Raw genomic sequence first — 24,161 nt, forward strand, 5'->3', positions numbered from 1 at the left:
TCACGGACGGCGGGCGATGATCACCTCCGTGCGGATCCTCTGCTCGAAGGTACCCGCCGGGTCGAAGGCCAGCAGAGCGTCGCGGACGTCGTTCACGAACGCCTTCACGTCTGGGCCGAGTTGGCGCGGGCTGCTGTAGCTGTAGGAGAGCTGCAGGCCAGCCACCTCGTCCGCGGTTCGGGCGATCGTCCGGTCCCAGTGCGCGGTCTCGATTCGGGAGAACGGGGAACGGGCCAGCACGTCCTGGTGGCGCTCGGCCGGGTGGGTGTAGGTGCCGCGCCCGGCCCGGCGCTCCGGGCCGAGGTACCGGACCCGGACTTCCCGAATCGTGTCCGACCAGGGCGACGGGGCGATGTCGCCCGGAGCGCCACCGGAGGCCAGCACGATCGCCCCTTCGTCGTCGATGAGGGCATCCAGGTCCTGGGCGACGGCGGCGCGGTCCATCCAGTGGAAAGCGGCTCCTACGGTCACCAGCCGGAGCGGCGGCAGGTCCATGCTGGCCAGTTGCGCCGCCTCGCCCAGGCGCCATTCGATGTTGGTGACGCTGCCCGCGGCGGCGAGCACTCGGGCCTCGGCGAGCATGCCCGGTTGCGGATCGATGGCGATCACCGAGTTCACCATGCGGGCCAGCGGGAGGGCCACCGCTCCAGTGCCGGTGCCCAGGTCCAGTGCCCACCCGGTTCCGTCGAGGCCGAGGCGCTCGGCGACATGGGTGAACATCCGCTCGTCGTAGCCTGGCCGGTAGGCCGCGTAGTACGGCGCGGTGCCGTCGAACAGCTCGGCTGGCTCATTACTCATATCCGCCACGCCGCCATCCTGCCACCGCCGCCCAGGCCGCATCGGTCGAGCTCCGCCCCTTGGAACGGAGCGGCGGCCGAAGGGTCCTCCTCCTGGCATCTACGCCGCATTCCGCGATGTACGCGGGCGCAGGAAGTGGAGGAGGTCTGCGGTAATCACGCGGTAGCTGCCGCCAACCTCCACGACGGTGACTGGGTAGCGACCCTCCCTGACCATGCGGTATCCGACCGTCCGGCCGAGCGAGAGCAGCTCGTTGGCCATCGACAGCGGAATCGCCGGCGGGAGGGCAGCGAGAGCTTCCGGCGAGTACTTTCCCGACCGGGCAGTCCGGACTGCGTTCACGGCAACTTCCCTCCCAAGCGATGTTCTCTGTGCGAGAAACATCTATCACATCTGCCCTGGACGAAGAAGATGGCTCATGTATTCTTCCCTTGTGACAGATTCCAAGGAGCAGTGGCCGGCTGCGCTGACGGCGCGGATCGCCCAAACAGTCAAGACGCATCGAGTCCAGCGCGGCATGACAACCAGCGACCTCTCGGCAGCGTGCGCGGCACGAGGTGTACCGATCGCCGCGAACACCATCACCAAGATCGAAAAGGGGCAGCGGGACTCACTCAAGGTGGAGGAGGCCCTCGTTCTCGCCCACGCCCTCGATCTGCCACTCGTGGCGCTGCTCATCCCACTGGAGGGCCAGACCGACGTCGATCTCCTACCCGAGGTGCCCCTGTCCGTCTGGGAGGCAGCGGCATGGGTCACTGGCGAGGACTACCTCGGTGAAGCACCGCCGGCGGGTTCGGCACGAGCTGTACTCGCAGTCTTCCGCGAACACGACGTCGATGTCCGCACCGCGCTGATCTCCACCCGCGAAGCCCACAGCCGCCGCCTCCAGGCACGCCAGGTCCTCGGATCGGCCCGCTACGAGCAGCTGGCCCGGCAGGCGGACGAACTCGAGCGCATGGCCCACGAGGACTGCACCCGGCTCAAGGCCGTCCGAGAGCAGATGCGAGCCGACGGGCTCCAGCCGCCACCGCTGCCGGCCGCTCTTGAGTTCGTCGACGCCCCCAGCAATCCGTCGCTGGACTGAATCCAACTCCCCGTTCGGGACGCGATGCTGATCGCCACCGCGCCCCCTGGACTCCCTGCTCTACGTCACACCCGACGGTCTCCGAGACGGCTTTCGCCTGCCAGCTTCCGCCCGTCCCGGAGACCCAGCCACCCCTTGGCCATCGACCAGAGAGGGCTTGCCCCATCATGCCGTATGCCCGGACACGGGCCGCACGCAGTGCGCTTCCCCCATCCCTCCCATCCGCCCAGGGCTGTGTCTGCTCGTCCTCGGACGCTCCCGCACTCCTGCACACCGCCGACGAGGCCGCCGCGATACTCAAGGTCAGCCCCGCCACTCTGCGTCGCTGGCGACGCGAGGGCACGGGGCCGGCCTACGTCAGGGTCGGAGGCCGGATCGGGTACCGGCACCAGGACCTCGCCGACTACCTGGCCAGCTGCCTCGTACTTCCGAAGGTGGCGGCCTGATGACGGCGCCCGAGCGTATCGACGCCCCGGTCGGCGTCAAGCTCCGCACCGACATCGAGTACCGGGCCGGCAACCCCAACCCGTACCGTGCCAGGGTTCGTTGGACCGACCCGACCGACAGTCGCAAGCGCCTTTCGCGGTCCACCATGTTCCCGACCGAGGACTCCGCGCAGGACTGGCTGGACCGCATCATGAAGGCGGCTGGCCGAGGCGTCAGCGTCGATCTCGCCACCACCTCGCTCGGGGAGTACGGCGACTCCGTGATGGACTTGGCAATGCGCGGTCTCGAACTCAAGACCCACGCCCCTTACATGGCAGGCTGGCGCCTTCGCGTCAAACCCACCGTTGGCCACCTTGAGGTCGTCGGCATCACTGCCGGCATCGCCGACCGCGCCCTCAACTCCTGGATCGCCGACGGCGCGGGCGTCTCCACCCTCAAGAACACCATCGCAGTGTGGGTCAGGGTCATGGAGCAGGCCATCCGCGACGGCATCATCGAGATCAACCCCGCCCGCCTGAACGGCTGGCAGAAGCTGATCAAGACCGCCGAAGACGAGGAACACGACCCCCGCGGTCTCGCCCTGCGCGACTGGGACACCCTCGACCGCCTCGCCGACGCCCTGGTGGCCGCTTCGTACAACCAGTACGACGGCTGGGGCGACGTCGTACGCTTCGCCGGCGGCACCGGCGCCCGCATCGGCGAGGTCTCCGGCGTTCGCGCGGGCGACATCGACACCGACAAGTGGATTTGGCGGGTCTGCCGACAGACCACCACCGCCCCTGGCGGACTGATCGACAAGGGCACCAAGGGCAAGCGTTCCCGCCTCGTCCCGATCATCCCGGAGCTGCGTCCCAACATCGCCTGGCGGATCTCCCGGGTGGGCAACCGCTCCGACGCCAGGCTGTTCACCGGCCCTCTCGGCGGCCGGATCACCACCGCGGTGTTGCGCGACGCCACCCATTGGGATGACGTCGTCGTCCGGCTTGGCTACGAGTACCTGCGCCGCCACGACCTCCGCCACACCGCTCTCACCTGGTTCGCCGACGCCGGCGTCCCGCCCCATGTCCTCATGCGAATCGCCGGACACGGCCAACTGACCACGACCCAGCGGTACCTCCACCCCGACCTGCGCTCCATCGAACGCGCTGGCGCCCAGCTCACCGCCTACATCAACGCCTCCCGCGGCCTCCCCGGCCCCAAGGTCGAGGTCGAGCAGATCCGGGAACTCGCGCTGACCTCCTGACCGTCCAGGCTCACGCGCCTGGACGTTGCCACCAACCATGAAGGCCACGGTGTGGTGCCGTCGACCTGGTCGACGGCACCACACCGTCCAGGTGCCCGCGAGCTCCGCGGAGGCTACGGCACTTCCAACAGGCCCTCGGTGATCTGTTCCCAGCTCGGACGGTCCTCGTCGATGCGGCGAACCACGGTGAGCAGTCTGCCGTCCAAGTAGGCGTCCAGATTCTGTTCTGCCCGCTCGTCGCGACCTCGACGGGTCATGTGCTCGGGCAGGCGGCTGGCCAGGACGCCGAGCAGGACCTCATGGGTTGCCGGGCCCAGCCCGTCTGCTGGCACCCACCGCCCGCGCACCGCGACGTCTGCAATGCTGCCCTCGACGTCGGAACTTGTCTCGAAGCGACGGGATAGCGCGGCGTCCAGGTGTTCCTCCGCGCTCTGAACCCTCTCGTTCAGTGGTGGGTCGTCGTAGCCTATGGTCAGGCTATTCAAGGGCGGCTCGCTGTCGTCGGCGATGAGTGGACCCGCTGGTGCTTCCCGCCTGACGTCTCTGCGGCGTTCCGCGCGGATCTCCCAGACCGCATGGCCCGGTTCCTCGATCCATCCGAGCATGAGATCGCTCTCTACTTGGTCGTTCCCGGCGGGCAGGAAGATGTCCACGCTCACGCCGTTCGGGCCGATCCACACCCAGCTCATGAAGTAGGCGTGGTCGGTGTGCTTGGCCGACCAGTCGGCGAGCTGGAGCAATCTGCGTCGCTGCTGGGGCGTTTCCTTCGCCGGGAAGAGCGCCTTGGTTCTGACACGACGGCCGCGGGCCTCACCCGCGAGCGGCCCGCAGCACATCTGGAACAGCAAGTCCGGACGGACGCCTCCACCGCCGTAGCGCTTGACCAGATGACCGGGCAGCACGTCGAAGCTGTGCAGGCCATCGCCCGACTTCCACATGAACAGGGCCTCGCTGGCTGCGGTCATCACTCCCAGTCCCGCGCACTCGGCGACAAACCGGCCTATATGGCCCGAACTGGCCAGCAGCGCGGGGAAGTCGACGGTCAGTGGCCCTCCGGGTGTGGATCCGGCGAGGTAGCTCGTGAGGAGCGCGACTTCCTGATCACGCACGCGCGGGTCGATGATCTTCCGTACATCGCAGGCGAGGGCGTTGATGTGCACCAGCCGTGAGAGTGCCACGGGCAACGGGCCCTGGCCGACTTCGGTGGCCACGATGTCCGAAGTACCATCCGGGTTCGTTTGGACGATGAACCGCCAGAGACGGGCGCGTACGGAGTTCATGCCCGGAGCGTACGTTGCACCGCCGACACCTCTCACCGTCGGGCCTCGACCTCTGTCCCAGCAGCACTGTGGTCTGGGCCACTCCGCCTCTCGGCACTCGGGAGGCCGACCGGCTGCGCTGCCGGCCGGCCCCCTGCCAGAGCCCGAACGCAAGCGTGTGATCCGCTGGCGCAACCGCATGAAGGACATACGGTCCACGGAGTGAAGCGCTCTGACCATCGCCGCGGAGAACTCCGGGCCCGCCCTACAGGTTGAGGCCCACCGGCCGCAGAGCGCGAGCGGGGAACGCGCCCGCCATCCGACCGCGCCCCCCTGCCTGGGCCAGGCCCAGGCCGCATCCAGGCTCTGGTCGACCGCATCCGCGCGATCCTCTAGGACACGGCCGGGCCAACGCCCGCCGCTGCAGCAATTCTTGGGGTGGCACCAAGCACTGGCACTGCGCGTGGTCGAGGTCGAGCTGCTTGGCGGCATGCAGCGGAACGGGAACAGGCTCGGCTGCGCCTATCTCCGGCAGCCCCCGGCCCGGGCCGGAAAGCTCACGCGAGACAGCCTGCGGTGGGATTGTCGGCGACGAAGCCGGGGTACTCCAGCAGGCGTGCTCACCTCGCTTGGATTGAGAACCGGACCGGTTTAGCCAGGACGACCTCCGCTGATTCGAGGTCTGCGAGTCTGTTCGCGAGCGTGGCCATGGCGAGGCGTTCGGGGAGGGCCTCGTGGAACTTCAGCCCGCGCATAGCCTTCACGTCGACATCAGGCAGGCACAGTCGTGACGCTGCGTCCGCCGTTCCGGCCTTCCACATCTCCGAGGTCAGGTCGGTGCGTAGGCGCACGTATTCGTCGGAGAAGCGCTGGCGCTCGTCGGTGAGGCCGGCGAGGGTGGCGGTGAGGGTGGCGTTGGCGCGGTAGCCGGCCCAGGTCCACCAGCGGATGTCGTCGCCGGCTCGGGTGATGACGGTGCCGCCGGGGTGGACGGTGTCGACGTTCTGCTCGCGGACGTGGGCGAGCTGTTGGGTGGCGCGGCGGGTGAGTTTGACCGGCGGGTCGGTTCCGAGCAGGACGTCGCGGGCGGCCTGGTTGAGGGCGTAGGAGGTGCCGCTGTAGCCGGTGCCGAACCAGCGTGCGCGGCCGGAAAGGTCTGAGGGTTCGACGAAGCAGCGGCGTCTGGTCCAGTCGATCCAGGTGACTTTCCAGCTTCGCCCGCCGAGCAGGAGGACCCGGGGGCCGTCGATCTTCTCGGTGAGGAGCATGGGGTCGGTGCGGCCGATCTCCTGGCGGCCGGCGAGGACGGTGAATTCGGGTGGTGCGGTGAAGACAGCGGTGATGCCCATGAAGTGGCGGCGGCCGAACTTCTCCTCGGCGGCCGGGCCGATGAACAGCAGCTCGCCGTCCTGGTCGAGGAAGCCGTCGTTCACCAGGTGCCGCAGGATGGGTTCGGCGCTGCGGTCGAACGGCGGGAGGCCGTTCCAGCTCTGGTTCCAGAGTCCTTGGGCGATCTTGTGCTCTTGCAGGCTGAGGGCCAGGAGTTGCTGGGCGACGATGTGCCGGGGCTCGGGCGGGGCGGTGACCGGTTCGATGTAGCCGCGGCCCCACAGAACGAGCAGTGCCGAGGCGCTCAGCAGTGCCTCGTGGCTGCGGGCGAGGAAGAGGCAGTTGCGGTTGGAGCCTGCGCGGCGTCCGGTGCGGCCGATGCGTTGAAGGAAGGAGGCGACGGTGGTGGGGGCGTCGATCTGGATGACACGGTCCAAGTCGCCCACGTCGATGCCGAGTTCGAGGGTGCTGGTGGAGACGATGACGCAGTCGCGGGCCTCGGCGAAGGCGGCTTCGGCGCGGCGTCGTTCGTCGAGGGAGAGCGAGGCGTGGGAGAGGAAGGTGGTGACGCCTGCGGCTCGGAGTGCAGCGCCGAGTTCTTCGACGAGCTGCCGGGAGTCGCAGAAGACCAGCCGCTTCTCGCCTCGGTGGAGGGCGGCGATGACCTTGGCCGCGTTGGCGGTTGATCCGACGTAGTCGAGTTCGATGTCTCCCGGTGGCGTGACCGTCGTGGCGTCGGCGACGGCCCGCGGGGCGAGTTCGACACCGGGGGCGACGACCTGGGCAGGGCGCTGGTCTCGGCCTGAGCCTTGCAGCCAGTGGAGGAGGTCTGCCGGGTTGCCGACCGTGGCGGAGAGGCCGACGCGTTGGATGGGCCGTCCGGCCAGGTGCTGGAGGCGTTCGAGGACGGCGAGCAGGTGCCAGCCGCGGTCGTCGCCGGCGAAGGCGTGGACCTCGTCGACGACGATGGTGCGGAGGTCGGCGAAGAGGCGGTGCTGGTCGACCTTGGTGCTCACCAGCATGGCCTCGATCGACTCGGGCGTGGTGAGCAGGATGTCCGGCGGGTCGGTGAGGATGCGCCGGCGTGCGGTCTGGGGGATGTCGCCGTGCCAGAGTGCCGCGCGGCGTCCCAGCCATCCGGCGTACGTTTCGAGTCGGGGCAGGAGGTTGTTCAGCAGGGCCTTGAGCGGGCACACGTACAGCACCGACAGGCCGGTCCAGCGGTGCTGTTCCATGGCAGACAGCAGCGGGAACGACGCGGCTTCGGTCTTGCCGCCGGCGGTGGGGGCGAGCAGGACCGCGTCCGATCCGTCGAGCAGCGGAGCGATGGCCTCCTGCTGGAGGGGACGCAGTTCGCGCCAGCCGAGGGAGTTGACGATGTGGTGGACGAGCGCTGGCTGGAGCCGGGACAGCGCGGCCGTCCCGGCCCCTGAGCCGGAGGGTGTGTGGGCGTCGCTCATAGGTCGAGCTCGATGTCGCCTGCGGAAGCAGCGCTGCGTTCGGCTTCGCTCAGCTCGGCCGAGGAGAGCGTGAGGGCGTAGTGCCGGCGCGGGTCGAAGTCGTCGAACTCGTCGACCCGGTCGAGGACGTCGGCGACGAGTTTGCGCAGGAAGACGCGCGGGGCGATGCCGACCTGGCCGCCGAGTCCTCCGGTGACGGCGGTGGCGAGTTCGGCAATGTAAGCGTTGTCGACGAGTTCGGCGACCCGGTCCGGGTTGCGGGCCGCTCCGGCGTAGAGGTCCCGGACGCTGCGGCCGAGTTCGCCGAGCCGCTCCAGGTCGAAGCCGGCGAGGCGCAGTTGGACCGCGCGGGGCGAGTCGAAGCGCGGGTCGGTCGTGAAGTCGGTGGCCAGGCGTTGTGCCAGCGGGGGAAGCCTCTGCACGCCCTGTTGTCCGTCGTAGAAGGCGGGCGTGCCGGTGATCACGAGGAACAGGCCGGGGAAGCGGCCGGCGTCGATCTCGTCCAGGAGCTGTCGCAGGGCGTTGAGGCCCTTCTCCCGGACGTCGCCTCGCACTCGCTGGAGGGTCTCGATCTCGTCGAGGACGAGCAGCAGACCGGGGTGTCCGCAGTCGCGCAGGACGGTCAGCAGGCCCTGGAGGAAGCCGAGGGCTGCGAAGTGGTCGAGGTCTCCGCGGACGCCGGCGGTCCGGCGGGCGCCGGCGGCGACGGACTTCTGGCCTCCGAGCCAGGCGATGAGCGCCTCGGCCGTTGCGGCGTCGCCTGCGGCCTTGGCGTGGCGGTAGCCGCGCAGGGCCGCGGCGAAGGCGGGGGTGGTGCGGGCGACGTCGGCGAGGCGGGACTCCATGAGCGCATCGACGGCTTTGCCGAGGGCTTCGGTGTCGTCCTCCGGTACGTCTCCGGCGTCGAGGACTTCCTCTTCCAGGGTGTAGAACCAGGAGTCGACGATGGCGCGCAGGGCGCTCGGGGCGTGGCTCGCGGTGGACAGGCGTTCGGTCAGGCGCCGGTAGACGGTCTCCAGCCGGTGCAGCGGGGTCTCGGTCTCGGAGATCTGGATCTCGGCCGTGGCCAGGCCCATGCGCTTGGCCCGCTCGGCCAGCCAGCGGGCGAAGAAGGTCTTGCCGGAGCCGTAGTCACCGCGAACAGCATGGAACGCGGCGCCGCCTCGGGCGACGACGGTCAGGTCGTCGTCGAGGGCCCGCTCGAAGCGGTCGAGGCCGACTGCGAAGAGATCGAGCCCGAACTGGGGCACCGTGCCGCGGCGCAGGGCATCGATCACATCGCGGCGGCGGGCCGCGCTCACGGAACCCGCGTGCCCCATGGATGCCGACTGGTCGGTGCTCATCAGCTGTCCACCTGGAACTGTTCACGGGCGAGCGGCACGTTGAGCCGCAGCCTGGTTCCGTTGTCGCTGAATTCCAGCACAGGGTAGCCCTCTACGTTCATGAGTCGTTGCAGTGTGGCGGCGAAGCCGTCTGCGTTGCGGCCGGCCTTGCCCGCTGCCGCCGCCACGGCGGTCAGGGACAGGACGCCGTCCGCTGCCACAAGGGCGTCGACGACGGCGGCCATGACCGCGGGCTCGAGCGACCTGCGGACGAACTTCCGCTGGAAACGGAAGGTTTCGGACGCCACCAGCTTTGTCCCGAAGGAGGGGCCGTCCGACGGGGTGCTCGTCTCGGCGGCTTCGCGCGTCTCCTCCATGGGTTCCTGGCCGTCCGTGGGCTGGGCCGAGGTCGACGACGCGTCGGTCTGCTCGGCGACGCGTGCCGCATCGCGGGTGGGGCCGCCGGCGTTCCACCAGGACGGGGTGACGTCCTCCGGTGCGAGGAGGTGCCAGTCCTTGGGCGGGTCGGCGTCGACGGGCAGCAGCGTCAGGACCGGGACGGTCATCTCGGCGAGGGAGGCGCCGCCGTGGTAGCCCGCCTTGCGGGGCGTGTAGCGGATGTCCTCGCGCCACGGCGCGACGATGCGGCCATCGCCTTCGAGGACGCGCGGTCCGGTGAGCAGGACTTCGCCGGATCCCGGTTCGCCGAGGCGCCAGCGCGCGGCGCTCACGTTCCCGGCGGCTGCCGGGGCGTCGAGTCCTTCGCCCCGCTCGAGGACGTGGCCGTGGTCGGCGACGATGACGACGGGTCGGCTGTAGAGCCGTGCGGCGGCGAGGAGCTCGTCCAGGTAGGTCACGTCGGCGATGCGCCACCGTGTGCGGTCGCCCTGGGCCGCGTGATCGAGTGAGTCGTCGACCGTGTTCAGCACGACGCCGACGACCGCTTCGCCGGCCAGCTCGCGCTGCAGCGTGTCGGAGAGCCGCTGGCCGGCCGCACCTCCTATGTCCGCCTTGTGGAACAGGGCGGCCGATCGGCGCTGCCGGGACCAGAACTCCTCGAAGCCGGGCTTCTCCACCGATTGGCCGCCCTGGGTGAGGCTGCCGGTGAGGAGGGAGGCCCGGCTGATGCGGGTGAGTGAGGGGATCGCGGCGACTGCGGCCGTGCGGCGGCCCCGGGCTGGGCCGGTCTCCAGCCAGCCGCGGCGGGCGAGTTCTTCGCCGAAGCCGACCGCGACTTCGCTGCTCATGCCGTCGACCAGCAGGATCAGCGGGGCCCGGCCCGACTTGCCGGCGAGCTTGACGGCGATGGTGTCGAGCACGTTCTCGACCAGGAGCGCCCCGGCCGGCGTTTGGCCGGTCGCGGTACGTGTCCATTCACGCAGGTACCGGGCGAAGATCTCGTCGATCACCGCGCGCCGCCCACGAGCTGCGTGGTAGACGCTGTGGTAGGCGGCACTGACCGGTTCCTGGGCATCGGCGTCGCCCGCCCACAAGACGGTCAGGGCGGCATCCACCCAGCCCCAGTCGGCGAGGTGCTGCTCGACCGCGTCCGCTACGGAGGTGACGGTCGGCTGCGGGCCGGCCAGCCAGCGTGCCAGGCGCACCGCGGCTTCGGCCGTGCGGACACGCGGGCGCTGCAGGCCCGCAAGGTGGTGGCGCCGCAGTTCCTCGAGGGCTGCCTCGGCCGCGGCGAGGTCGCGTGTGCGGGGCCCGGAGGTGTCGAGGACAGCCGCGAGTGCGTTGAGACGAGCCTGGAACCCGGAGGGCAGGTACGCGTTGCCCGCGAGGGCTTCGGTCAGGCCGGCTTCCTGGGCCTGCCGGTCCGCCTGGTCGAGAACTTCCCGGGCCCGGTTGTGGGCCGCGTGCTGCTCCGGTCCCGCTTGCTCGGCCTGCAGCAGCCAGCGGATCAGTGTTCCCTCGACCGCGAGGGTGAAGGGACGCAGGTCGGCGGGCTTGGGCCGGATGGTTCCGAACAGCCCGCCGAGCGCGAGGCCGGTCTCTGTCGATGGAGCAGGGCCTGCCACCACGGAGCCAACGACGCCGAGGGCCATGGCTTCCTGGCCGCGACCGGCGGCGCACAGGTCGAGCAGCAGCGACGCCGCGTTGCCGGCGACCTTGGTCAGCCAGTCCCGGATACCCTGCTGCTCGTCCTTGGCCAGTGCCGCGTAGGCGGCGGGCCCGAAGGGGCTGCGGGACCAGGCCAGCAGGGTGTCGGCGTCCAGCGGGGTGTCGCGACGACCATCTCCGCGGGTGCCGGCCGCGTCGGGGGATGCCTGGCTGATCGACAGCCTCGCCTCGACGAGCGCGCGCATCGCCGCATCCAGCGTGAGCACGGAGCCGAGCCGCGGCCAACCACCGTGGGGCTCTGCTTCGAGAAGGGCGTTCACCAGCCAGGACTCCGCGCGGATGCGCGGGTCGAGACCGGTGGCGCCGAATCGCAGTCGGACGATCTCCGCCCGGTCGACGCTGAGGACCTGGCGGCGCAGGGCGTGGCCGAGCACGTCCCAGCCGAGCTGCTCGTCCTCGACCGTGGTGGTGACCACAAGCACCGAACCCGGGCCCGTGGCTTCTTCCTGGTGACGGTGCCAGGCGTCGGAGATACCGAGAACGGAGTGCTGCTCCACGACCTCGATCCGGCGTTTGTCCTCAGCCAGGGAGGCGGTGAACTCGGCAGCCGCGCCGCTCTCGTACCGGCCGTGGACCAGGACGAGCCGGCGGTCCGGCTCGTTGGGAAGCTCCAGACGCAGAAGGGCCTCGATGACCCGGCGGTTGACCAGGGGTGGCTGGGCCGACATCACTGCGCCGCCCCTTCGCTCACGCTACCGCCCGTTCCGGGCTCGTCCGCGGGCTTCCACCCGATCTCGATCTCGGTATCCGGGTTGGTGGCGGCGAACTCCCGGATCTCGCCCAGCAGATCCGCCAGGGCTCGTTCGAACGCGGTCTCCCCGGCGCGGGCTGCCACCCTGCGGGTGGAGCGGCGCGGCACGGCTGCCGCAGGACCAGCCGCAGCGGTGGTGCCGGCGGGAGCGGCAGGCGTGCTCGGCTCGGTGGGGGAGGTGGGCAGGGGCGGCTGGCCGTGGAAGGTCAGGCTGACCTGGCCGGCCTCGGTCGGCGGCTCGTCCTGCGTCGGCGACGACACCGGCGCTGCGGGGGGTGTCGCCGGTGCGGCGACAGCGGCCAGCCGGGCCGCGTCCCTGATCAACGCCAGAGACTGCGGCTGGATCTTGTCCAGGACGGGTGCGAGCTGGCGAGCGAACTCGTCCTCGTGAGCGGCACGTTCCACCTCGGCGATCAGTCGCTGCGCGCGGTCGCCGATCCCGTCGGTCCGTCCCGTGTACTCGCGCACGCTCTCCAGCAGATCCCACTGCGTACGGTCGAGCGCCTTGAGAACGGTCTCCGCCGAGCCGACAGCGGCACCCAGCTCCTGATCGGTGATGTCGTACGCGACTGCGGCGAGTTCCTTGACCAGCGGGGTGTCCTCCTGGTGCCGCGTCAGCCGCTGAACAAGGTCCGCGGCGTGCCGAGCCGCCAGCAGACGGGGCGCACGCGAATCGGCAAGGCCCAGCGCGGTAGCGTGCTGCGGCTTTCCGAGGGAGCTGCGCACCCCTTCGACGGCCGGCTCCACTGCCTCGGCCTTCGCGCGCACCGCTGCCGCGAGCTTCGCGACGTTGCGGGCGAACAGCACGGGCGGCACCCCGGAGACGCCGAACAGCGCTGCCGCACGCTCCCGCGCGGCGGCGAACTCGGCCTCGCTGGGCTTCTCCTGGGCCTTCAGGACGTGGCCGGCCCCGATCGACTGCAGGGGCGGCGCCGCCGGCTCGGGCTTGCCGTTGTAGACCCAGGAGCGGTCGGCCAGCAGGGCGTAGGTGGCGATCAGCAGACTGCTGACCTGCTTGTCCAGGCCGGTCCAGCCGAGCTTGGCGATCCACTGGCGGATGTCCTCCACCTTGTACTCGCCCGTGATCTGCTGCTGGGCGGCGTACTGGTCGATCCGGCGGCGCCACTCGGTGCTCAGGGTCAGCGGACCGTCGTGGACCTCCCCGAGCTCCAGGGGATGCACGATCTTCTTGACGACGGCCATCTGCCCGCGGTCGAGTTCCACGCGCCCGGAGCCGTCCTCCATGGCCTTGGTGATCCAGCCGAGCACGGTCTTCAACTCGGCCGGGGTGATCGCCTTTCGGTTGCCGGAGGGGTCGAAGTTGGGGTGCTTGGGGTACAGCTCCTTGAAGACACCGTCGGCGATCCGGAACATGTTGCCCTTGAAGCCGGCGGCGGCTTCCAACCGGGGCTGGTGGCCGGGCAGCATCGACAGCAGGTGGCCGTCCTCCCCCACCGGTGCACCGGCGTTGGCCTCGTCCAGGCGGCTGATGCCGTACAGCTGGCCCAGCGTGATGGTGAGCTGGGAGGTGAGGTTGTCCCGCTGCGCCTGGAGCTGGTGGCGCATGCGGATGCGGTCCTCGGCGGAGTAGTTGACCGCGAGGTCGTCGAGACGCTCCCGCTCCAGCACGTAGTTGATCTTCAGGAGTCGCCCGAGCTGGCCGGCACGCTGACGCGAGAGGTGAGCCGGAAGCCACACCACGGTGGGCCGGTGGTGCCGCTCGTCCCGCAGCAGTTGACGGACCCGCGCGGCGTCGTTGCTCGGGTACTGGCCGGCGACGTCGAACGGGTAGTCGATGACGAAGCGCACCCGCCCGTCCACCGAGGGAATGAAGTGGTCGTCCGGGATCTCCTGGGCGTCACGGACGTTGCCGAACACGAACTCGGCGGTGCGCTTGGTGCCGCGCCACACAATCTCGTGCTCGCAGACGAACCCCTCGGTGTCCTTGATGTCCAGCGCGTTCCAGAGGGCCTCCTTGATCCAGACGCGCCGTGCACTCACCCGGTCGACCTCGCCGACGGCGTCCAGCAGCGGCTCGACGTCGAGGTCGGACAGGTGCAGGGCGAACACCGGGTCGTTGCCGCCGTCCGAACGCAGCTCCCCGCCGAACTCGCCCTGCAGCTCCTCCAGGCGCGCCAGGGCCACCTTGTCGTCGGTGATCGTCCGGGTGCGCTTGACGGAACCGTGGTTGAGGTCCGCGAGCCGGCGCGCGGTCAGCCGGGCCAGAGCCGGGACCTCGGGGGTCAGGTAGGCCAGCAGGAGCGTCTTGACGAGCCGGTCGGTGGCCCGGAAGTCGGCGCTCTCCTCGCCCTGGTAGCGCTCCACCATCCAGGGGCGGACCTTCTCGTAGAACCGGTTGGCCTGCCCACCCTCCTTGCGGAGCTTCTCGGTGAACGCATCGCCCATACCGCCGGAGAGGACGTCCCACAGGTCGCCGAGCGGGATGATCTGGCCGACCTTCATGTCCTCGCGCCGCCGCCACAGCAGGTCCTGGAGCAGCTTCAGACCGGTCCGCTCGCGCTGGAGCGCACCTGACAGCGCGACCAGGACGTTCAGCAGGGCCGGTGTCAGCGGGTACACGTCGCGGAAGTCCGACCAGTCCGCCTGTGTCGCACCCTGCGAGTCGAGCAGCGCGTCCTTGACCCGTGCGTTCGCCTGCTCGAAGTCGGCGAAGGCCGTGTCCAGGGCGGCCCGTGCCTCCGGGGAGCGGGGCTTGAGCACGCGCTCCTTGATGATCGCCGGGAGGTTCCGGTCCTCCAGGTTGATCACGTCGAAGCGCTGGGCGAGGTACCCGACCTGGGACTCCAGGTTCTTCACCTCGGCGCCGGTGACGTCCTCACCGACGAGCTGGGAGAGGTTCCTCTGCCTCGAAACGAAGGAGACGATCGGCACCGGCCGGTCCGCCACCCCCGACTCGATGATCTTGACGAGCTTGCCGACCTCGGTCTTCACGAAGTCCTGGTCGCTCATCCTGGCCTGGAGCCAGAGGACCAGCTCGTCGAGGAACAGCACGATGCCGTCGTAGCCGAGCGACTTGGCGTGTCGGCTGATGACGGACAGGCCGTCCTCGAGAGGGATGAAGGCGTTCGCGTCACCGCTGGCGCCGCGGGCGTAGGACTTCATCGGTCCGCTGAGCAGCGCGGAGACCAGCGCCTCGCGCAGCGGGTCGCCGTGCGGAGCCGCGAACGCGCGGTCCAGGTCCGCGCTGGTCCAGCCGGTGGAGGGTGCTGCGGCTTCCTCCAGCGGCACCAGGTCGTCCTCGTCCGCGGCACTGGGCTGGCCTGTGCCGCCGCTGACAGCGCGGTCCCCGAGCTTGCGGATGAACAGTTCGTCGCCCTCGATGGTGCGGTTGTCGCGGGCGTCGTCGAGCATCGCGTCGGCGCGGTAGACCGGCGGCGTCGGCGCGTTCGGGTCTATGCGGCGGATCGCACGGACGTAGCCGCCGAGCAGTGCGGAGTCCAGGTCGGCGGCGCCGACGAGGTGGTACGGCACCATGAGGAACCGGCGGTCGCGCAGCCAGTCGTCGTGCTCGGCGATGACCTCCTGCAGACGCGGCTTGGAACGGGCGGCCGGCTCGTTGTTGAGCACCGCATGGAGCACCGACATGAAGTGGCTCTTACCGGAACCGAACGAGCCGTGCAGGTAGGCGGCGTTCGACGAACCGTCGCGAACCGAGCTGCGGACGAGGGCGAGCGCCTTACCGAAGGCTTCCTTCAGCTGATCGGTGACGACGTACTCGTCGACCAGGCGCTGGGTCTCCTCGAACCCGCCGGACAACTCGACCTTGAACTTGCCGGCGAGGACCGCGTCGGGGATGTCCAGGACGTCCCGGAGGAAGAGCTCAGTGCTGGACATCGCGGGTCGCGGTCCCTTCGTCGTGGAATTCATGTCGGTGCGATCGTGCAATGGCTGCACGTTACTTGGCCGCGGCCCTGCCGCGCTTGGGCGCGGACGGACGCCAGGAGAGCAACGCATCCGTCGTGACGCCGTGCTCACGCTGCTGGGCTTCCAGCCACTCCAGGCAGTCGGTCGCGGGAACGCCGTCCCACTCGGGATCGAACTCGCCGTGCCGCTGCTTCAGCCACGGCAGCAGCTCCAGCATCCCCGCGAGAAGCGGGATCAGCTGGTCACCCTGCCAGTTGTCCCGCTCCACGCGATCGGCCGCCAGGTTAATGATGGCCTGCGCCTGGTCCCGGTTGTCCCAACCCGCCCAGCCGAGAACCAGCTTGGGGTCGGCCTCCGGTCCGGCATCCGGGTAGGAGATGAACCGCTCCTTCGGTACGTCGAGCTTGCCCCGGTTCGACCAGTACGACTGCTTCAGGAAGTCCGCACCGGAGTACTTCGGCGGCACGGCAATGTCCAGCTGATTCCCCGTCCGGTCCTCCTCGCGCTGCCGCTCCCACACCTTCTCCCACTGCTCACGCTTACGCAGGCCGGAGTCCTTGTAGCGCAAAGCGGAGAGGTAAGGAACGTGCTCGTCGGCGACGATCTCGCGAAGCACATCAGCAAGCCGAAGGTCCGGCTTACCGAGGTGATCCGCTGCATAGAGCTCGGCAACGGCGTGAATGTCGGCATCACTGGTGAGCAGGTCCGCCAACTGAGCTGGGGTAAGCGTTCTAGGCTGGCGCATGCCGTCCCGGTTATGGAACCACAGGTCCTCGCGCTCACAGCGGCCCAGCAGCCATGTCTTAAGGGCGTCGGCTTCCTTCTTCTCCCAGGTCTGCGACGACCAGCGCCGCTTGCACTCCGGCCGCTCGATGAGCGAAATATCGCGGCGCTTCTTGATGGTGTCAATCCGACGCTGAACGATCTCCCGGTACCACTCCGGCCACCGGGCAGGGATCTCCAAGATAGGCATGGAGCCGTGCCGATCGAACCAGGCAGAATCCGCTTCACTGTCGATCCCCCTCTGAGCGAGGAGGATCTCGAAGGCGCGCTCACCCAGGGCAACGTCGGGGACATCATCAATGTCAGCGACCGTGAGAGACTCGGCTTCGGCGTCAGTGAGTAGCCCATAGGACCTGTAGACCTGCCAGTCCAGCTCCTCCTGAAGCGCGATCATGCGATGGCGAGTCGCAGAGTTCACGGCGCGGGCGCTGTCGAGATCGGCACGAGTCGGCACTGCGGAGGCTGCGGCGACGGCGGCGGCCTCATTGTCTACAAGCTGCTGGGCAAGCGAGTCCAATGCGCCGCCCAGCTGAACCGGGAGCGCCACAGGGAGCGGGAGTTCCTGGAGCTTTGTTCCAGTGAATTCATAATACTCTTCCCACTCCCACCGGCCCGTTGAGCGCTCCCCGCCCCGGTTACCCTTTCCTTGGCAGACCTGCTTCAACCAGAAACACGCCGTCGACGAGTTCAGTAGACCAAGCAGCGCCAGGTGCTCCTCCTCCGATGCCCCCTTGGGCAGCTTGATCACTGGTGCGTGAGCATCGAAGACCTTACCTCCCCGATCAAGCGCAAAGTGCAAGTGAGTGGCTACATTCGAAAACACGATGGAAAGGGGGGTTGCGTAGGCCGATCGAGTGTGCTGCATATACTCCCACCACGCCCGACCTGCGTCTTCCATCACCCCCTGAAAGGTTCTGCGCGCGGCTAGGTGCGTACGAAGTGACCAGAGCTCATCCTGAAGATCCTCGCGAACTGAGCCATCTTTGGCATACGGATACCAGATTAGCCCAAGACCGGAGATATTCCAGTCCCGAACATTTTCGCCGCGCACGATTGGCCGCAGCGCCTCAAGTGAAGCCCGCGCACCCACCATTGATCGATTTGGCCGACCAAAAGCCTCATCAGACCCAATTCGAACAGCGCGCCCGATAGGTGGATCGATCACCTTCGCGAGAGCCTTATTTGATCGCCCAATGGCCCGCATAACATCAGTCGCGACGCCGCCGCCGAGCGTCCACGGGTGGACAGTGAAACGAATCCGCGAGACGTCCTCGGTGATCACCCAATCTGTTTCAATCGGCAGATTTTGGGTATTTTCCACAATCGCACGCCAAACTTTGCCTTCCGCAGCTACCAACGGCTGCCCCGACTCCCCACGCACGCCCATCACCGATCGAACCGGTTCCGCCCAGCCCCGATCCGTGTTTCGGCCAATGAGGATCACGGTCGGGGTTCCATGTCCGGGAATAAATGCCCCCGAGGTGTCAATGACATGGGTCAGCTTCACTGTGCGAAAGAAGTCCTCGATGAGCTTCTTCCCGAACTCGCGCTTCATAAATGAATTTGCGGTGATCTGACCAGTGAATCCTCGATCGTCTCGCGTGGCCAACTCGAAGATTCGCTGAGCAAATGGCACCGACAATGCGTAAGTTCCCGCGCAAGCATCGTAGATACCCCGGTAGTTCTCGTTCTCTTGCTTGTCCTTGACTGTGATGTACGGCGGATTACCGACGACGACGTGGTACGAGTGTTGTCCCAGCAGGTCACAGCTACGGACGAAGTCGTTCACGTCCTCCGTCGAGTACGCGAACGCCCCTTCCGACGTCTCCTCGTCCCCGCCCTCGGCCAGCCCCATGGCCGAGAACAGGTCGTCCTCCGACTTGCCCTTCTGCCTGCGCTTGCCGACGCCTCGCCCGTGCAGCAGTGAGTCGCCGACCGCGACGTTGATCGGGAACTTCGGTGCCTGGTCCAGACGCCCGACACCGGCCTCCTTCAAGGCCGCAACCAGCAATCGGAAGCGGGCGATGCTTACCGCGAACGGGTTCTTGTCGCAACCGTGCACCGCCTCAAGTGCGGCCCGCACGTTCGCCCAGTCGTCGACGCCCGGCCCGGCTTCTTCCCGGTGCTTCGCCAGCAGGCGTTGGAAGATCCCCAGCAGGAAGTGCCCGCTGCCGCACGCCGGGTCGATCGTCCGCAGCCCCCGCCACTCAACGAGACGCGACTCACTCTCGCGGATGATCAGTTCGGGCCAGAGCCCGAATTCCTCCACCGCTGGCTCCAGCGTGAGGTCGAGGATGAACTCCTCCACGAACTCGGGCGTCTGCAGCAGCGCGTACGTCTTCCGCGCGTGCTCGCTGAGGTTCTGGTACAGGTCGCCGAGGAACCGGGTGTCCCAGTCCTCGCTACCGAATAGGTGGACAGCCTCACCGTCCTGGTCCCTGCGCCGCCAGAACGCCAGCAGCGCCCGCGCCGCCTCATAGCTCGGCGTAAGCCCCCACAGCGGGTTGTGGTTGCGGTCGAAGAGCCCGCCTGCCGTCTCGTTCGCCGCTGCGAGATGATCGAATGCGGCGACGAGCCAGTCGCGGTCGTTCTGCTCGGGGTTTTCCCGGAAGTACGCCTCGTGGCGTTCCTCCGCGATCGCCAACCGCTCCCCGGGGCCGGCGATCCACGGCCATTCGATCAGCCCGTTGTCCTCACAGAAGCGGACGAAGACCGTGCCGAGCACCCAGGCGCTGGCAGCCTGGGTGATCCGCTCCTCGCGCCAGCTCTCGTACGTGGCTGCCGTGCGCTCAGCCGCCCGAGCGCGCTGGTACTCATCGTCCAGCTTCTCTGCGAACTCCGGCACGTCCTGGCTGCGCTCTCGCAGGTCGTCCTCCAGGGCCGCCACCTGCTTACGCAGGTCTTTCAGCAGCTCGTTCTGGTCCACTCCCCGACCCGCCACAGCGCCCGTCCCTTGTCCGTCCATCCGTCGGTCCAGGCGGACCGTGCGGTTCCCCATTTTGCCATTTCAGCGCACCCGAACGATCAGCCGTTCCAAGACCGAGCCCGCCGAGGAGGCGCATATCGTCAGGCGGCGGTACTCCGCGCTCGGAGATCGTCCAGGAAGTCCTTGATCAGAACTGCTCGCTCGGCCTCGCCGAGCACCTCGACGATCATCCCGTCCAGTTGCGGGGTCTCGTGCGGCGCCTCCTGCGGGCAGAGCAACCACAGCCCGTGCGGGACGTCGGTCTCCCGGCGGGCCGCGTTCTGCAGGGTGACCAGCAATTCCCGCCCGCCGGCATCCTGGTACCGGGCAACCAGACCGGCGTCGTGGAGGAAGAGCAGGTTCGTCGACCCAGCTGTCTCGACTCGTTCACGCAGGTGCTCACCCACTCGGGACCATGCGCCCTTGACGTACGACGCAAGCCCTCGCGGCAGTTCACCGGACTCGGTGAACTTGGTGTCGATGGTCAGGACTCGTTCCCACTCGGTGCCGTGCTGGGCCGCGAGGGCACGGAATTCCCGGAGGAACAGCCCGCCCAGCGAGACAGGCTCCACGCCATATGCCTGGGCGATGAGGTCTGCTGCCCCGGGCAGGTGTTTGCCTCGAAGGGTCAGGGCGAGGAAGCCTCCGCGGCGCAGGGCGTCCTCCAGTTTGGCCCCGAGGAGTACCTTCGGGTCTCGTCCGGCCGCCGCCGATGCTGCAGCCACGCCTGCCGCGCCCGGGAACAGTGTGGTCGCGGTCGCCGAGGCGGTCATTGAGCGAACGCCCTCCGGGACCGGGGCGCGGAAGCGCTTGGTCTCCCTGTCGTATTCGAGGACGAATCCGGCGTTCTGGAGTGCCTCCTTCAGGGCCTCTTCCAGCTCGACCGCCGTCGGCTCGCCCAGATCCAGATCGGGGAAGCGAAGCCGCACCTTGGCGAGGAGTTCCTCCGCGGTCGCGCCCCGGTCGCGCCGGACGCCGGCGGCGGCCTGCGAGATTCGGATCGCCGGCGCGAGGCCGAGGCCCCTCGGGTAGAGCTCCAGGCGCGGGGAGTACAGGGCGTCCTGAGCGGCGGCCGACGCGAGCGCCACCATGCGACCGTCCGACAGAGGGGTCATGCCCGACGGCACCGGCACAGATCGCAGGTCGCGAATCACGACGGCACGGTCCGGCAGCGGCTCGGTCAGCGCGAGCCGGTCCGCCTGCTGTCCGAGCGACCGAGCGTAGTCGGCGAGTTCAGGCGCGCTGGGGTCGTTGGTCCCCGCCAGGGATTCGCACGCGATGAAGACCCGGCCGCTGCGCCGAAGCACCGCGAGCCGCGGCTGTCCGTCATCCTCCTTGTCCTGCGGCCAGGCTTCTGCCTCGACAGCCGCGCGGACCACGGCGAGCGCGAGCACCTCCGCACGCTGTGGGTCCTCTTCCCGCACGCCCTTGCGGATCCGCAGGTCGGTTGCCACTTCCTGCGCGGTGACAACGCGCCCTGCCCCGGTGACGAAGGCGACGATTTCCTCCCGCAGCGTCGCCAGCACAGGATCTGCCGCCCAGGACTGGATCGCAGCCACATGGCTCCGCGAGACGGTCGCCTGCGAGGTGGGCAGTGCCTTGGCGATGTCCGTCTGCGAGCACCAGACCGGCAGTGTGGAGAGCTCGCCATCTGCGCCGGGCAGGCCGAGCGTGAGCCGGATGACGTCGCGCCTGCGCGACCCCTTGTTGGCCGGCCCGGGGTCGAGGTGAGCGGCAAGTTCGTCGATGCTCGCGCGGGCGGCGATGTCCGCCGGCAGATTTGCCAGGTCCACCTGCGGCTCCACGGCCGCGGTCCCTGAGCCTCCTGTCGGCTTCGGGCCGGAGGCGACGGCCTTTCGGAGCTTCGCCGTCCACTGCTTGTGCCGTCGGTTGAGTTCCTTGCGGATCACCGCACCGGCACCTCGGGCACGGGCGATCTGGTGCAGCGGCACGTTGAGAAGCTCGCCGACGGTGGTCGCACCGAAGGAGTTGGCCACCGACTGTGCGCGTGGTGAGAGGCCAGCGTCCTTGAGCAGGGTGTCCGCTTCGGCCTGCGCGGCGACGCGGTCGCGGGCGGCCTCCAGATCCTCCGTCTCGTCGTCCTCGTCGTCCGGAGCCACCGCATCGGCCTTGGCGAACACCGCCTGCCAGGCTTCGTGCATCTGCCGCAGCGTGTCGAAGCGGCAATCGGCGTCCCGGTGGAGTGCCCGCTGGAAGAACGCCTTCAGCCCGTCCTTCAGTGCAGGCTCGAAGACATCCTCCGCGATCACCGGGTACTCGTCGTCGGTGGTGCGGGGATCGGTCATCTCGTCGCCCCAGCGGGGGCGCTCGCCGGACGCCATCTCGTGCAGGGTGACGGCGGCGGCGTAGTACTCGGCGTGGTTGTCGAAGACCGGCCGACGCGGTGTGTCGAGGAACGGGTCGAGGTAGCCGCGAGTGCCGGCCTTCACGTCCCGTTCCGATGCCTCGGCGAGGGAGAAGTCGAAAAGCACCAGCTGCCAGGACCGGTCGGCCCGCTGGAGCACGCCGAAGTTGTCCGGCTTAAGGTCGCGGTGCAACACGCCCTTTCCGGCCAGCTGGTCGAGGGCGGTGAAGAGGTCGCTGCTGAATCGCTCCAGCTCGTGGTAGGTCAGGCGCCCGTCCCCACGCAGTCGGGCACCGAGTGAGCGCTCGCCGGCGTACTCGAGGTCCAGCACAGTCCGGTTGTGAATCTTGCGCGGACCGTCGAGCAGCCGCACAACGGCGCCACCGCCGACCTTGGCCAGGACGTCTGCCTCGGATTCCAGGCGGTCGTCGCGGGTCTCGTCCAGGGCAACCTTGAGCACACGGCGATCGACCCGGATCGCGCCCCCGAGATCTTCCGCCTCGCGCCGCACGAGCAGGGCTCTGGCGGTGGCGCCGGTGCCGAGGACCTTCTCGACGGTCCACTCGGCATCGACGCTCTGCCCTGCCATCGCCGCGAGCGGGTCGACGCCGACCGGTGCCGACGCTTCCGTGGCGGCTGCGTGCTCGATCCGGTCGAGTTCGTCCAGGAACCGGTCCACCGAGTCGAGCCGTTCGGCCACGTCCGCCCGGGTCGCCTGGAACACCAGGCCGTCGAGTTCTTCCGACACGGCGTCCGACACGGCGGACGGACGCAGTCCGCCGTCGTTGGTCAGCCGCTCGATCATGGCGCTGCGCCGCTCGGCCGGCGGCTCACCGGCCAGGATCAGGTGGGTGAGGGCGCCGAGGCCGAATATGTCCAGGTCGACCGGGTCGGCGAACTCCATCTCGAACTCCGGCGCCAGGTAGACCTGTGCGGCGTTCTCGACGTGATCGCCGCCGGCGCTGGGGGTGCCGAGGGAGGTGTGCGAGGTGCTGTCGAAGTCGCGGGCCGCGACCTGCCAGTCGATGATGCGCACAACCGGGTTGGACCCGTCTGACTTGCTGGAGACGTACACCGATCGGGCGGCGAGCGCGCGGTGGTAGAGCGAGCGCTGGTGGGCGTAGCGCAGCGCGTCGGCGATCTGTCGTACCAGCTCGAGCCGGGTTTCGTGGGTCAACGAGGCGCTGTAGGTGGCCAGGTAGGCGTCCAGGCGCAGGTCGGCGGCGCGGTGGTTGAAGAGGATGGCCGGGCCGCCCTGGTGGTCGCGGAACTCCCGGGCCTGGGCGATGCCGCGGTGGCTGATGCCCTGGAGGACCTGGTACTCGCGCCGGGCTGCTCGCTCGACCGAGTTTCGGGTCTCCGCAGTTGCCTGGAGGCTCACCAGGTAGACGCGGACGCGGCCTTCCTCACGGATGGGCTGCTCGCGGATGGCAAGGCGGTCCTCCCAGGTGGGGCCTCCGTCAAGGGGACGCCCGGCAAGGTTCCAGCCGTCGCCGAAGTTCAGGTGGGCGGTAGATGCCTTGACGCCGATCCTCTTCATGAGATCGGGCAGGGCCCGCGCCAGCTCGAATCGCTCGCGCCGGGCGGCCTCTGAGTCTCGCTGCGGCGGCAGGCCGAGGAAGTCCTGCCAGATGCGGGGCAGGCCGCTGGCGCCGTCGTCACGGCCGTAGACGTTGGTCTGCTGGCCGGCGTCGAGTTCGGATCGAAGGCTCGGGGCGGACAGGAACACCGCCGGGGAGATAAACGGGATGCGCACGCCGGTGTGGAACTTCCCGGCGGCCCAGGAGAGCTTGCTCCGCAATTCCTTGGACTTGAGGTCGGTCAGGTGCAGCGGGTTGTCAATCGTGCGGAGTCGGTCGGGGCCGTGGAAGTTCCAGGTGCTCCCGTTGTTGACGAGGCGCCCGGGGTGCGCTTTGAGCTCGACGAGGAAGAGGCCGCGCGGCACGAGGATGAACAGGTCGCACTCGTTGACGCGCCCGGAGGAGGCCGTGAACGAGAAGGTCGCCCAGGACCGGAACGGCTCCGCCTGCGGCATCAGCGCCTTGACGTGGTCGAGCGCTTCCTGCTCGTGCGGGAACGGCGAGGGGCGTTCCTGGAACCAGCGCTGCACGCGCGGCGGTGCAGGCTTCGGCCGACGCGCCCCCGAGTTGTCGTCCTTGCCCGCTGCCGACACCCTTGCGCCCTCCCTGTTCCTAACTCCCCGGCCGCGGACGAACCATGGCCTTCTCTACAGCCGTGACCCTATCGGTCTGGGCCGACAGGCGGAGGCGTGTAGTCCTTCCCGTGATCAATCGGTACCCAGGTTTTCGCTGCGCCGTGCCGTGGACCCTGCCAGGGTGGCGG

General features: G+C 68.9%; 12 protein-coding genes. 3 read left to right on the top strand and 9 right to left on the bottom strand.

The genetic code is table 11. The features are described 5' to 3' along the window. Both BG452_RS01255 and BG452_RS01260 read right to left on the bottom strand, forming a co-directional pair. Positions 1–798 carry a class I SAM-dependent methyltransferase gene (locus BG452_RS01255; RefSeq protein ID WP_188302208.1) on the bottom strand — a complete coding sequence of 266 codons (798 nt, stop codon included), beginning with the start codon at positions 796–798 and terminating at the stop codon, positions 1–3. A gap of 99 nt (positions 799–897) precedes the next feature. Beyond that, positions 898–1,182 carry a hypothetical protein gene (locus BG452_RS01260; RefSeq protein ID WP_188302209.1) on the bottom strand — a complete coding sequence of 95 codons (285 nt, stop codon included), beginning with the start codon at positions 1,180–1,182 and terminating at the stop codon, positions 898–900. A gap of 49 nt (positions 1,183–1,231) precedes the next feature. On the opposite strand from BG452_RS01260, the gene BG452_RS01265 reads away from it, so the two are divergent. The 3 genes from BG452_RS01265 to xerC all read left to right on the top strand — a co-directional run bounded on the left by BG452_RS01265 (position 1,232) and on the right by xerC (position 3,572). Continuing rightward, positions 1,232–1,882: a helix-turn-helix domain-containing protein gene (locus tag BG452_RS01265; protein WP_188302210.1), complete on the top strand. Its 651-nt coding sequence runs from the start codon at positions 1,232–1,234 to the stop codon at positions 1,880–1,882. 167 nt (positions 1,883–2,049) lie between these two features. Continuing rightward, positions 2,050–2,328 carry a helix-turn-helix domain-containing protein gene (locus tag BG452_RS48005; RefSeq protein WP_188302211.1) on the top strand — a complete coding sequence of 93 codons (279 nt, stop codon included), beginning with the start codon at positions 2,050–2,052 and terminating at the stop codon, positions 2,326–2,328. Then, on the top strand, positions 2,328–3,572 hold the full coding sequence (gene xerC, locus BG452_RS01275; RefSeq protein WP_188302212.1) for a tyrosine recombinase XerC: 1,245 nt from the start codon (positions 2,328–2,330) through the stop codon (positions 3,570–3,572). The genes BG452_RS48005 and xerC overlap by 1 nt, the downstream gene beginning before the upstream one ends. Before the next feature lie 113 nt (positions 3,573–3,685). Here xerC and BG452_RS01280 read toward each other — a convergent pair whose 3' ends face one another. The 7 genes from BG452_RS01280 to pglW all read right to left on the bottom strand — a co-directional run bounded on the left by BG452_RS01280 (position 3,686) and on the right by pglW (position 23,991). Next, positions 3,686–4,852, bottom strand: a complete 1,167-nt coding sequence (locus BG452_RS01280) for a hypothetical protein (RefSeq protein ID WP_188302213.1) — start codon at positions 4,850–4,852, stop codon at positions 3,686–3,688. Between the two features lie 599 nt (positions 4,853–5,451). Beyond that, a complete protein-coding gene (locus tag BG452_RS01285; RefSeq protein ID WP_188302214.1) occupies positions 5,452–7,620 on the bottom strand; it encodes a DEAD/DEAH box helicase in 2,169 nt (722 codons plus the stop codon). Next, the gene (gene brxD, locus BG452_RS01290; RefSeq protein ID WP_223241566.1) at positions 7,617–8,963 is read right to left on the bottom strand and encodes a BREX system ATP-binding protein BrxD; all 1,347 of its coding nucleotides are present in this window, start codon (positions 8,961–8,963) and stop codon (positions 7,617–7,619) included. The genes BG452_RS01285 and brxD overlap by 4 nt, the downstream gene beginning before the upstream one ends. Continuing rightward, positions 8,963–11,737, bottom strand: coding sequence for a BREX-2 system phosphatase PglZ (gene pglZ, locus BG452_RS01295; RefSeq protein ID WP_188302215.1), 2,775 nt, complete (start codon positions 11,735–11,737; stop codon positions 8,963–8,965). The genes brxD and pglZ overlap by 1 nt, the downstream gene beginning before the upstream one ends. Beyond that, on the bottom strand, positions 11,737–15,675 hold the full coding sequence (locus tag BG452_RS01300; protein ID WP_188302216.1) for a DUF6079 family protein: 3,939 nt from the start codon (positions 15,673–15,675) through the stop codon (positions 11,737–11,739). Before BG452_RS01300 ends, pglZ begins: the two co-directional genes overlap by 1 nt. A 61-nt stretch (positions 15,676–15,736) precedes the next feature. Continuing rightward, positions 15,737–19,414 carry a BREX-2 system adenine-specific DNA-methyltransferase PglX gene (gene pglX / locus BG452_RS01305; protein WP_317620847.1) on the bottom strand — a complete coding sequence of 1,226 codons (3,678 nt, stop codon included), beginning with the start codon at positions 19,412–19,414 and terminating at the stop codon, positions 15,737–15,739. 140 nt (positions 19,415–19,554) lie between these two features. After that, positions 19,555–23,991 carry a BREX system serine/threonine kinase PglW gene (gene pglW / locus BG452_RS01310; RefSeq protein WP_188302217.1) on the bottom strand — a complete coding sequence of 1,479 codons (4,437 nt, stop codon included), beginning with the start codon at positions 23,989–23,991 and terminating at the stop codon, positions 19,555–19,557. Positions 23,992–24,161: the final 170 nt, after the last annotated feature.

Origin of the sequence: Streptomyces sp. CBMA123 (assembly GCF_014596465.1) — a bacterium.
GTDB lineage: Bacteria > Actinomycetota > Actinomycetes > Streptomycetales > Streptomycetaceae > Kitasatospora.